Source organism: Cytophagia bacterium CHB2, from assembly GCA_030263535.1.
Classification (GTDB): Bacteria; Zhuqueibacterota; Zhuqueibacteria; order Zhuqueibacterales; family Zhuqueibacteraceae; genus Coneutiohabitans.
This window is the reverse complement of the sequence record SZPB01000209.1, coordinates 1-11,649: the sequence shown is the minus strand read 5'-3', so window position 1 is coordinate 11,649 and position 11,649 is coordinate 1. Positions and strand designations below refer to the sequence as shown.

Here is an 11,649-nt window from a genome sequence, read left to right as displayed (position 1 = left end):
TCACCGGCAAGGAAGGTCTGACCTTCACCGGCAAGGCGCAGCCGCCGCGCAAGGTCGCGGGCGTAGGAGCGTCACCCGCTTCGGATTCCCGCGGCGGCTCGTTTGGTTGTGTAGCGGCCGTCTCCTCGCGCGCGGCCGTAACCGGCGCAGATTGTGTTGAAGGGGCAGGCGCGGGCGATTCCTGCGCAGCGACGGCATGAATCGAACACAGGACCATTGTCAGCGAAAGCAGGACCGGAGAAGCGACACTGGCGTGACGTGGACCGCGCATCCCAACCTCCGACCGGCGAGGGCCGCGGCCGACGGTCGTGCCGGCTCCCGCGCCGCCTGATCGGGCGGCAGTATAGAGGTGGGATGCTCAAGGCGTCCATCACTCGCGGTGTGATGTCAACGCAGGCGGCGGGCGGTCCCGATGCGCTGCGGTGATTCGGACTCTTGTCTGTGACTCCCCAGGATGATGCCATCATACGCGCATCGAGCGCGTGTCGGTGATGAACGACTCTGGCACGCTTTCAGCGTGCGTCGGAATGGAGGCGACGACGTCCGGCGGTGTCGGCCTTCGGCCTCAACCGCCGGCTAATGTCTTCGAAGCCTTCGGCTTGAATAGGCCGCCACAGGGCCAGTCGAGATTTTCCCGTGATCGATGCGTCGGCGGAAAACGATCGCCGAGGCTTGGTTACGGCCGAGGCCCGCCTTAGACTACTAATGCCGGATTTCTTCGCGACCCGCGACGATTCTCAAGAACCATGCCGCCCAACTCCCAACAGCACTTCGACTCACGAGCGAGTGTCCCGCATGGCTTTTCTTCCCTTCCTCGCTCCGTCGCTCCGTCGCTTCCTCGCTTGGACTGCGGGCAAAGCCTGCGCTGTGCATGTCCGCGGCCGTCACGTGGAACGCATCACGCCGCCGGCAACCCCATCGCGCGGCGCCACGCGCTGATCTGCCCATCATCTCTCAAACCGCGACGCGTTCCATTCCGCATGATCCCTTGAACAAAATTCGCACAACTCTGTGGATGGCTTTCTATAATTTGATCGCCATCCCTTTTCTTTTTGTAGTTCTTCATCTCCTTGTTTGGCTCGCCGGCAACACGCGCGCAGGCGCGAAAATCAAGCAGGGCAAACAAGGCCGCAAAAATGTGTTCGCGGAGCTTGAGCGGCAGTTGCGCGCGTGCACAACCGCCGGCCCGGCCGTCTGGGTGCATGCCTCGTCGATGGGCGAATGCGAGCAGGCGAAGCCGCTTTTGCGTGAAATTGGCCGGCGTTTCCCGCAAGCCGTGCGCGTTCTCACGATTTTCTCGCCGAGCGCGCAGAAACACCTTTCTTCTCCTGATATGCCCGCCGAGGCGACATGTTATCTGCCTCTCGATACTCTGCCGCAAGTCAGACGCTTTTTGGATTTGGTGCAGCCGGTTGCGAGCATTGTGATTCGCCACGATTACTGGCCCAATTTTGTGTGGCAGGCGCAGGGCCGTGGTATTTTTTTGCTGTTGGCGGACGCCAGCGTGAGCGCCAATGCGCGCACCAAGCGCTTCTGGCCGGGCGTGCGGAGTTTTCATCGCGAAGTGTTGGCAAACTTTGATTTGATCGGCGCGGTTTCACCGCAAACTGCTGAATATTTGCGCCCGCTTCTGCGCCATCCCGAGCGTGTGCGCGTGCTCGGCGACACCCGTTTTGATCAAGTTTTATATCGCACACAAAACGCCGATCTCTCCAAAATCCTGCCGGAAAAGTGGCGCGCGCATACGCCGATTTTTGTTGCCGGCAGTACCTGGCCTTCGGATGAAGAGGTTTTGCTGCCGACATTCGCGCAGGCGCGCCGGCAACTCCCTGATTTGAAAATGATTCTCGTGCCGCATGAACCGCGGCCAAACCATCTTCTGGAGATCGAACAGGCTCTAGCGTCTCTGCAATTGTCATGCGCCAGGCTTTCGCAGGCAAATTCTACAAGTTCAGTAGAGGTGTTGCTGGTCGATCGCGTCGGCGTGTTGGCCGAACTTTATGGCGCAGGCGAGATGGCGTTTGTCGGCGGCAGTTTCGGACCGGGAGTGCACAGCGTGCTGGAAGCTGCGGCGCATGGCATTCCGGTGCTGTTCGGCCCGCGCATGACAAATTCTGCCGAGGCAATAGAGATGAAAGAGTTGGGCATCGGCAGAGTGATCGAAAATGTTGAGGATTGCCGGCGCGCCTTGCTCGCCCTCCTGCAAAATCAACCGTTGCGCCAAGCGTTGGGCGAAAAAAATCGCGCCTTCGTTGCCTCCAAAGCCGGCGCCGCGCCGCGCCTGGTGGATTTATTGCAGCCGTTGCTCGGCAAGCATGAATGACCATGCCATTCCCCATCCGGCAAGTGTTTTGCTTGTAAAATCCCACAACGGCGATTATATTGCCGCCCACGCCGCCTGCCTTAAAATCACACTTCATTCCAACTTCAATTAAGGACGAAGCTTATGAAAAGAGGGATTTTGCTGTTGGCCGCCGGTTGCGTTCTGCTGCTCGCGCCGCATGTTTATGCGCAATACGAATTGGAAATCGCCTTTCCCAATCTCACCTTTGCGCGTCCGGTCGATTTGCAGCATGCCGGCGATGGCAGCGACCGCATCTTCATTGTCGAGCAGGCGGGTGTGATTCGTGTATTTGCGAATACTTCCTCTGTTGCAACGGCGGATACTTTTCTCAACATTCAAAACCGGGTCAATGACAGCGGAAATGAAGAAGGCCTATTGGGGCTGGCGTTTCATCCAAACTTTGCAACCAATGGTTATTTTTATGTGAACTACACGGCTTCGAATCCGCGGCGTACCGTCGTCGCCCGTTACCGCGTCAGCGCTAATCCCAATCGCGCGGATGCCAATAGCGAGTTTGTGTTGCTCACTGTCAATCAACCCTATGAGAATCACAACGGCGGCCAACTTGCGTTCGGTCCCGACGGGTATCTCTACATCGGCATGGGTGACGGCGGCTCGGGCGGTGACCCGCAGAACAACGGCCAGGATCGCCGCGGCCTGCTCGGCGATATGCTGCGCATCGATGTCGACAATCCTGCCGGCGGCTTGAATTACGGCATTCCGCCTGATAATCCTTTTGTGGGCAACACCTCCGGTTATCGTGAAGAAATTTATGCCTACGGCTTTCGCAATCCCTGGCGTTTCAGTTTTGATTTTGTGACCGGCTGGCTCTGGGTTGGCGATGTCGGTCAAGGCAGCCGGGAAGAAGTTGATATTGTGGAAAAGGGATTGAACTACGGTTGGCGGATTATGGAAGGCAAAACTTGCTATAGCCCGTCTTCCGGGTGCAATCAAACCGGGCTGGCCTTGCCGATTTGGGATTATGGCCGCAGCAGCGGCGCGTCGATCACCGGCGGGTATGTTTATCGCGGCAGCCGCGTTGCGCCGTTGGCGGGCGCATACGTTTATGGTGATTATGTTTCAGGACGCATTTGGGCATTGCGTTACGACGGCGTTAATGCGCCGCAAAACGAACAACTCCTCGACACGAATTTTAACATTGCGGCGTTTGGCGTCGATCAAAACCAGGAATTGTATATTTGCTGCTTTGACGGCCGGATTCGCCGCTTTAAAGCCATTGCCAGCGAGGTTACAGCGTCGCCGCTGCCGGAAACCATTGCGCTGGCGCAGAATTATCCCAACCCGTTCAATCCGGCAACGACGATTTCCTATAAATTGTCGCAGCCGGACATGGTTTCATTGGAGATTTACAATTTGCAAGGCCAGCTCGTGAATCGCCTGGTGCATGCCATGCAAGCAGCCGGCGAGCATGTCGCAACCTGGCGCGGGGTCAACGAAGCTGGAATGGCGCAGCCGAGCGGAGTTTATTTTTACCGCCTGCAGGTGGGCGAGAGTTTTGTTGAAACGAAACGCATGGCATTTGTCAAGTGATCGCCGCAATTGTCCGTTCGCCTGCGCAGCACAATTTGGCCTCTGGCGTCAAATCATAACCCCGCAAAAGCCGCCGTGAATGAACGCGAAAGCGGGATCAATGTTGATTCGCGTCTATTCGCGGCGGCGAAAATGCCGGCGGAAAAAAGCGACCCGCGTCGAAACAAGATTAAATTGTTCCGGCTCAGGCTGGTGTCGCGGAGCTATTTCAGATTGCAAGGAAGCAATATCTCACGGCAACGCTTTTTCGACATGCGCGGTGAGGCAATTTTTATAATGAACAAACTCCGCCCTGCCAGAACTAAACCTCTCAAGTTGGCGTCTAATAGCTTGCCGTGCATGAAAAAAATATGCTTTACATTCCGTTAAAAAATTGCTACCTTCGTGCCGTTTTGAATTTAAAATAAGTTAAGGTGTTAACACGATGAGTTGTATGAAATTCCAGCAAATTTTGCGTTACATTTTGGCCATTTTGGTATGGCCGCTTTTTTTTATCGACGCCAACGCTCAACAACGCACATATAGCATTCTCAGCATTTCGGTAGAAGGCAACAAAACCGCCGATGCTAACTTTGTCCGTTTGAGTTCCGGGCTGGCCGTGGGCGACAAGGTTACCGGCGACGATCTGCAGAATGCCATTCGCCAGCTTGCCAGTCTCGACATGTTCGATGACATCACGATTCTGCTCGACCGGCAGGTTAATGACGGCATTTACCTCATCATTCGCGTCAGCGAGTTTCCGCGCCTGAACAAAATTGAGTTGAGCGGCAACGACAAGATCAGCAAAAAAGATTTGGAAAAAGAGCTGACCTTTTTCAAGGGGCAGGTGATCAGTCCGCGGGAAGCCGCACGGGTGCGCCGCAAGCTGACCAAGCTTTATGAGAGCAAAGGCTATTTGCTCGCCGAGATCGAACCGGTGCTCACGCCGGTGGGCGAAGATCGCGTCGATCTCGACATTAAAATAAAAGAAGGCAACAAAGTTCAGATCGAGGGGATTCATTTTCACGGTAACACCGCGTTTTCCGACAAGAAACTGCGCAAGCAGATGAAGAAGACCAAGGAAAACGGCTTCTTCGGCGGCGGAGATTTTGATGCCCAGAAATATTTAGAAGACCAGGAACACGTGCTCGAATTTTACCGCTCCGAAGGCTTCCGGGAAGCGGAGCTGGTGCGCGATTCGATCTACTATAGCCCAGAGAAAAAGGACATGTTCATCGATCTCTGGGTGACTGAAGGCAGAAAGTACTACATCGGCGACATCACGTGGGAAGGCAATACGATTTATAACAGTCGCGTTCTCGCCTCGCTGCTGGGCTTCGGCAAAGGCGATGTGTACAGTTCCAAAAAAATTCGCGAGGCCGTCACCGAACGGCTGGGCAGCTTGTATTATGACGCCGGTTACATCTACGCCACCGTGAATCCGGTGGAGAAGCCGAAGGACAGCAGTCTTGTTGATTTGCATTTTCTGGTTACGGAGGGCAACGCTGTCACCGTCAACAAAATTCGTATCAGCGGCAACACCAAAACCAAAGAAAAAGTCATCCGCCGTGAGTTGTTTGTCCGGCCCGGAGACACATTCAGCCGCGACATGCTGATTCGCAGTCAACGCGAAGTGTTCGTGCTTAATTATTTTTCCGACGTCAAACCGGATGTGCAGCCGCTGGACGAAGAAAAAGTCGATGTCTCGCTTGAAGTCGTGGAAAAGTCGACGGACACCGCCAACATGAGCGCGGGATGGAGCGAGCGCGACAAGCTCATCGGCTCGATTGGCGTGTCGATGAACAATTTCCTCGGCAACGGCCAGCGGCTTTCGTTTGATTGGAATTTTGGCCGCAGCTTTCGTTCGTTTCAGCTTTCCTTCACCGAGCCGTGGCTGTTCGATTCGCCCACGCTGGCCGGCATCAGCGTGTTTGACACCAAGCGGTCACGGCGATACAGTTATGATTTGTACGGCTATCGCAGCACCGGCGGGTCGCTGCGTTTGGGCCGCCGCTTGCGCTGGCCGGATGATTTCTTCCGCACCGATTGGATTTATCGTCTGCAATCAATCGAGTTTTCCGATTTTAGAGAGGATTTGGCGGCGCTTACGTCCGAGGAACGCCGCGCACGCGGCCTGGAAGATCGTCCGCTCACGCAAAGCTCGATCACGCATATCTTCAGCCGCAACAGTTTGAATCGTCCGGAATTCCCGACAGCCGGCTCGCAGGTTTCATTGACCAGCGATCTTGCCGGCGGACCGTTGCAGGGCAATGTCGGATATCATAAACACCAACTGCAAGCCGATTGGTTTTTCCCGACGTTTGGGCCGTTCGTCTTGTTCACCAGTTTTCATGCGGGTTACTTGGATGGCTTGAAGGAAAACAGCCGCATTCCCTACACCGAGTACTTTTTCATGGGCGGTTCGGGACTTTCATCGAACTCGATCGCTTTGCGCGGTTATGATGATCCCTTGACGACGAGCAACGATCGCTATTCGCTGGGCGGCAAGGCCATGCTGAAATACACGGCGGAATTGCGTGTGCCGATTGCGCCGAATCCTACCGTGTTCGGCTTGATTTTCGCGGAGGCCGGCAACACCTGGCCGGAACTGACGCGTCTGGACCCCTACGATTTGCGCCGTTCGGTCGGTATTGGCGCGCGTTTATTCATGCCGCTGCTCGGTGTAATTGGATTTGATTACGGTTACGGCTATGATCACATCGACGCCGCCACCGGCAAGCGCAAGGGCCAGTGGAAGCCGCATTTTATTTTTGGCCGCAGTTTTTAATCAACTTTTTACCATATTCGGAAAAAAACGTATGAATCCCTCAGCATTACTCAAGGAGGTAGGAGTGAAGTCATCCTACATGTGGGTTGGCGGATTAGTGGCGTTGCTGCTCGTGTTTTTTGCCAATCCGGCCGCAGCGCAGCTCAAGATCGGTCACGTCAACACGCAGAAAATTCTGGAAGGCTATAAAGAAGCGCAAGACGCACGCAAGCAGTTTGACGAGATCAACAAAGGCTGGGAAGAAGAATTCAACAACATGCGCCGGGAGTTCGCGACGAAGCGCGATGAGCTGGAATCGCAATCGCTGCTGTTGAGCGACGATAAGAAGAAAGAAAAGCTGCTGGAACTGCAAAATCTCGAGCTGCGCATTCAACAATATGCCCAGGAAAAATGGGGCCAAAATGGTGAAGGCGAGAAAAAGCAGGCCGAGATTATGCAGCCGCTGAGCGACAAGATCGTCGCCGCCGTGAAAAAAGTCAGCGAGCAGGAGAAGTTTGACTACGTGTTTGACAACGCCGCGAACATCATACTTTATGTCAACCCGGGCCAGACGGATTTGACGGCGAAGGTGTTGGACGAACTGAACAAAACCGTCGCTTCCGCCAAACCGGCCGGCGCATCGAAGTAATCCGCTTGTCGCATACGCTATCTTGATGAGGTGTTCAGATTCGTCTTTCCAAAGCGCGAAAGAATAGTCTGGCACCTCTTTGTGTTCATATGCCCAGTAAGGAGAGATGGTGAAAATCACGCCGACCCGCGCCCGTGAGCTGGCGCGTCATCTTGGCGGTGAAATTGTGGGCGATGCGGATACGATGATTACCGGCATCGCCCCGATCGAGCAGGCGGGTTCCGGCGACTTATCATTCATAGCGCAGGCCCGTTTTCTCGATCAGCTTGATCAGACCGCAGCGGCAGCGGTATTGGTTGCCGCCAATTTTACGCTGACGCCAGGCCGGCGGCCGGCGTTGATTCGCGTCGCCAACCCATACTTCGCGTTTATTGAAATCATCAAAAAATATTTGCCCAACCCGCAAAGCGCGCCCGGCATCGATCCCTCGGCGCACGTGAGCCCGCATGCCCGTTTGGGCGAAGGCGTGACTATCGGCCCGCATGCAACCATCGAAGCCGGCTGTGAAATTGGCGCAGCGGTTCAGATCGGCGCAGGTTGTTACTTGGGGCGCGGCGCGAAAATTGGCAGCGGGTCGACATTGTTTCCGCATGTCTGCATCGCGCATGAAGTGATTATTGGCCGCAACGTCATCGTACAATTTGGCAGCGTGATTGGCTCGGACGGTTTTGGCTATGTCAAACACGAAGGCCGGCATCACAAGATTCCGCATCTCGGCACGGTGGTGATTGAAGACGAGGTTGAGATCGGCGCGAACTGCACGATCGATCGCGGCACCTTTGGCGAAACGCGCATCCAACGCGGCGCCAAGCTGGATAATCTCATTCATCTCGCGCATAACGTTACCGTCGGTGAGAATACCGTCATTGCCGCGCAAACCGGCGTTTCCGGCAGCACCAAGATCGGCCGCGACGTGACCATTGCCGGACAAGTCGGATTTGTTGGACATATTGATATCGGCGATCATACGATGTTCGGCGCGCAAGCCGGAGTGACCAAATCGATTCCGGCGAATACCGTGGTCTCCGGCTACCCGGCGCGCGATCATGCGCAAGCGCGGCGTGAAGAAGCTGCGATTCGGCGGTTGCCGGAATTGTTGAAACGCGTCAAGGCGCTTGAGCGCTTGCTGGCCGCGGATGGCAAGCTTCAATTATCCGAAGATTCTCCAAAAGAAGAAATGGCGGGCTGAAGATGCAAACTTTGACATTGGGCGGGCTTGCTGTTGGGCAATAGAGTTCCGAGGCGGCCATGGGGAAGAGGCCTTTCTGAAGCCCGTTTGCGCGTGGCAAGCAATGATCAGTTCTACTTAGACACATTGAAAATTCTGCCGCGAAACCAACAAGACACAAGAAATGCCTCAAATGAATTTTTCGCGTGTTTCGTGATCAAGAGTTTGAATCGGCCCCGGTAGAATGAGGCAACATTTTTTAATCACCATTTCTGCGATTAAGAAACGGCGAGGGAGAGTTGATACTCGAAAAACAGCGTACGATTGCAAAAGCAGTGACCATTTCAGGGGTGGGATTACACACGGGCAATAATTCGAACATGACGTTTCATCCGGCGGCGCCCAATACCGGCATTTATTTTCGCCGCGCCGATCTGCCGGGCAAGCCGGAAATCAAAGCGGATATTGATAATGTCATCGATATTTCTCGCGGAACGACCATCGGCAAAAACTCGGTGGTGGTGCATACCGTCGAGCATGTGCTGGCAGCGATTGTCGGCATGATGATTGACAATATCGTGATCGAGCTGGACAGCAACGAGCCGCCGGTCTTTGACGGCAGCGCGTTGCCGTTCGTGCAGGCGCTCAAACAGGCCGGCGTCATCGAGCAGGATTCACCGCGCGATTATCTGGTGATCGAAAAAACGATTTCCTATTCCGATGACAAGCGCGGCGTCGATATCGTGGTTTTTCCCTCGGATGAATTTCGCATCACGTTTTTGATCGATTACAAAAACCCCGCGCTCGGCACGCAGTATACGGCGATGTATTCCGTGCAAGAAGAGTTTGAAAAAGAATTTGCGCCGGCGCGCACGTTTTGCTTTCTCTCGGAAGTCGAAGCGCTGTATCAGCGGGGTCTGATCAAAGGCGGCAATCTTGACAATGCGATTGTGATTGTCGACCGTCAAGTCGAGCCGAACGAGATCGGGCGTTTGAAGGAAATGTTCGGCGTCTCCGGCAACCTGCGGCTGGAAAACAACGGTATTCTCAACGGCGAGCAGCATTTTCGCTTCAAGAACGAACCGGTGCGGCACAAAGCGCTCGATTTGCTCGGCGATCTCGCCTTGTTGGGCGTGCGGCTCAAGGCTCATATTCAGGCGGCGCGTTCCGGGCACGCGGCCAATGTCGAGTTGGTCAAGCGCATCCGCAAAGAATACGAAAAAATTCAGATTACGTCGAAATATCAAGGCAAGCTGAGCGGCAATTATGTTTTTGATGCGCAAGCCATTCAACGGATTTTGCCGCATCGCTATCCCTTTGTGCTGGTCGACCGTATTATCGACCTGGCGCCGCGCGAGCGCGTGGTTGGCCTGAAAAATGTGACCATCAACGAGCCGTTTTTTCAAGGCCATTTCCCCGGCCATCCCATCATGCCCGGGGTTTTGATTCTCGAGGCCATGGCGCAAGTCGGCGGTATTTTGCTGCTTAACACGCAAAACAATCCCGAAGACAAGCTGGTTTATTTTACCGGCCTCGACAAAGTGAAATTCCGCAAGCCGGTGCGGCCGGGCGATCAACTCATTCTCGAGCTGGAGTTGCTGAAGCTGCGCCAATCCATGTGCAAAATGGCCGGAAAGGCCTACGTGGCAAATGAGCTGGTTTGCGAAGCCGAGCTGTCAGCGGCGGTCGTAAATCGAAATTGAGCCGGAGTTCGTGTGGCGATTATTCATCCGACAGCGCTGGTCGATGCGCGCGCTGAGATTGCTGAGAATGTAACCATTGGCCCCTTCGCCATCGTCGAAGCGAACGTACAGATCGCTGCCGGTTGCGAAATCCGGCCTTACGTCCATTTGGCTTCGGGCACGCGGCTCGGGCGCGATTGCCGCGTGTTCACAGGCGCGGTGATCGGCACGGCGCCGCAAGATTTGAAATTCGGCGGCGAAGAGACCACAGTTCACATCGGCGACCGCACCACGATTCGTGAATACGCCACCATCAATCGCGGCACGAAAGATCATTGGGAAACCCGTGTCGGCAGCGATTGCCTGATCATGTCTTATGCCCACATCGCGCACGATTGTGTGATCGGCAATCATTGCATCTTGGCCAATGCCGTGAATCTCGCCGGCCACGTGGTGATCGAAGATTGGGCGAGCATCGGCGGCATGGTTCCGATCCATCAATTCGTGCGCATCGGCCGGCACAGCTTTATCGGCGGCGGCTATCGCGTGGCGAAGGATGTTCCGCCTTATATTTTGGCGGTAAACGAGCCGTTGACATATGCCGGGTTGAACTCGGTGGGATTGCGGCGCCGCGGCTTCACGGAAGAACAATTGCTGGCATTAAAGCGTGCTTATAAAATCATCTTCAAATCGAATCTGAACGTAAGCCAGGCGGTGCAGCATCTGCGCGCCGCCGGCGAGCTGACGGAGGAAGTGAAAATCGTTTTGGAGTTTATCGAAAAGAGCGAGCGGGGGATAATTGCATAGCCGTGAGAACCGTCGAATTTCGCCGTCTCTTGGACGCCGAGAATGCATTGCGCATAAGGTTTGAATTGGAACATGGGAAAGTCCTAACGTTTGTAGTGCAATTGGAATGCCTGTTTGATTATAATTGGTTTCCTGTTATGAGATATGATACCGCTCATAACTTTGTGCATTGCGATCAATTGCATCCTTATAAGGCGACAGTCAAGACGACCTTAAGCGTGCAAGATTACAACGAAGCATTGACGTTCGCAATTCAGGATTTGTCAAAACGCTGGAATGAATATCGGCGGAGGTATGAAACGTGGTTAACCGAGCGATAAAAGATCCGGCCAACGTAGTCGAGCGAAATCTTGCATTAACGGCGGAAGTGACACATTATTTGTTGCGCCTGCCCCATGTGCTTGATTCCTTGCCGGAAAAATTTGAACTTGTCATATTACCTGACGACGATCCCGAGATTCGGTTGTATAATTTAGAACTGCTTGATCGATATGGCAGTGAGGGCAAGTCGGTTGTTTTTGCACGAATGACATCTCACGACGCGCATACTTTTAAGAAGACGCACTTGGATTTCTATGCGCCTATTGCGGCATAATTAAATTGTTTTACTGTAGTTTGGCAAATTTTCATGTTCTTTTTCAAAAATTGGCTGAAAAGGCCAGCCAATCCTGAGGTATGGACAGACCTCACCACTGTCCCCGC

At 54.4% G+C, this 11,649-nt stretch carries 8 protein-coding genes; all 8 read left to right on the top strand.

The features are described from left to right. Window positions 1-871: 871 nt before the first annotated feature. The 8 genes from FBQ85_18640 to FBQ85_18605 all read left to right on the top strand — a co-directional run bounded on the left by FBQ85_18640 (window position 872) and on the right by FBQ85_18605 (window position 11,542). The gene (locus FBQ85_18640; GenBank protein ID MDL1877152.1) at window positions 872-2,323 is read left to right on the top strand and encodes a hypothetical protein; all 1,452 of its coding nucleotides are present in this window, start codon (window positions 872-874) and stop codon (window positions 2,321-2,323) included. A gap of 123 nt (window positions 2,324-2,446) precedes the next feature. Further along, on the top strand, window positions 2,447-3,895 hold the full coding sequence (locus tag FBQ85_18635; protein MDL1877151.1) for a T9SS type A sorting domain-containing protein: 1,449 nt from the start codon (window positions 2,447-2,449) through the stop codon (window positions 3,893-3,895). Between the two features lie 424 nt (window positions 3,896-4,319). Further along, entirely contained in the window at window positions 4,320-6,662 is a 2,343-nt protein-coding gene (bamA, locus tag FBQ85_18630) for an outer membrane protein assembly factor BamA (protein ID MDL1877150.1), read from the top strand. After that, window positions 6,586-7,290 carry an OmpH family outer membrane protein gene (locus tag FBQ85_18625; protein ID MDL1877149.1) on the top strand — a complete coding sequence of 235 codons (705 nt, stop codon included), beginning with the start codon at window positions 6,586-6,588 and terminating at the stop codon, window positions 7,288-7,290. Before bamA ends, FBQ85_18625 begins: the two co-directional genes overlap by 77 nt. A 106-nt stretch (window positions 7,291-7,396) precedes the next feature. Then, the gene (gene lpxD, locus FBQ85_18620) at window positions 7,397-8,479 is read left to right on the top strand and encodes a UDP-3-O-(3-hydroxymyristoyl)glucosamine N-acyltransferase (GenBank protein ID MDL1877148.1); all 1,083 of its coding nucleotides are present in this window, start codon (window positions 7,397-7,399) and stop codon (window positions 8,477-8,479) included. A gap of 281 nt (window positions 8,480-8,760) precedes the next feature. Then, a complete protein-coding gene (locus FBQ85_18615; GenBank protein ID MDL1877147.1) occupies window positions 8,761-10,161 on the top strand; it encodes a bifunctional UDP-3-O-[3-hydroxymyristoyl] N-acetylglucosamine deacetylase/3-hydroxyacyl-ACP dehydratase in 1,401 nt (466 codons plus the stop codon). An 18-nt stretch (window positions 10,162-10,179) separates the two neighbouring features. Further along, window positions 10,180-10,947, top strand: coding sequence for an acyl-ACP--UDP-N-acetylglucosamine O-acyltransferase (lpxA, locus tag FBQ85_18610; protein ID MDL1877146.1), 768 nt, complete (start codon window positions 10,180-10,182; stop codon window positions 10,945-10,947). A gap of 301 nt (window positions 10,948-11,248) precedes the next feature. Then, the gene (locus FBQ85_18605; GenBank protein MDL1877145.1) at window positions 11,249-11,542 is read left to right on the top strand and encodes a hypothetical protein; all 294 of its coding nucleotides are present in this window, start codon (window positions 11,249-11,251) and stop codon (window positions 11,540-11,542) included. Window positions 11,543-11,649 lie beyond the last annotated feature (107 nt).